The organism is Paracoccus sp. M683, from assembly GCF_007096355.1.
Classification (GTDB): Bacteria; Pseudomonadota; Alphaproteobacteria; order Rhodobacterales; family Rhodobacteraceae; genus Paracoccus.
Genome location: NZ_VKDF01000066.1, coordinates 1 through 348, shown reverse-complemented (window position 1 = coordinate 348; position 348 = coordinate 1). Strand labels below are relative to the sequence as shown.

The window sequence follows — 348 nt, the reverse complement described above, 5'->3', positions numbered from 1 at the left end:
AGATGGAGCGCCATGGCATCAGTTTCCACTTCACCCATGCGATGGGCAGCCACAGCCTTGTTCTGACCGATGACCCGCTCAGCCATGAGACGATCGGGGACCGGCCGTTCAAGCGCTATGACGGGCATCATCACTATGAACAGGAACATTTCTGGGACTGGGCGCCGGAACGCAACCTGACCACCGGGGCGATCCGGCTGACGGATTACAACTTCAAGACCCCGACCGCGGCGATGGAGACCGAGCGGATCGGCGATGCCGCCCATGCCCAGGGGCAGATCGAAAGCTTTGACTATCCGGGCGATTATCTGGCGCTGGATCCGGGCAAGCTGGTGGCGGGGCTGAGGA

At 61.8% G+C, this 348-nt stretch carries 1 protein-coding gene; it reads left to right on the top strand.

All coding sequences use genetic code 11. From position 1 onward, the window contains the following. The coding region (locus FNJ84_RS21810) for a contractile injection system protein, VgrG/Pvc8 family (protein ID WP_221932032.1) at positions 1–348 on the top strand (348 nt) is incomplete at both ends.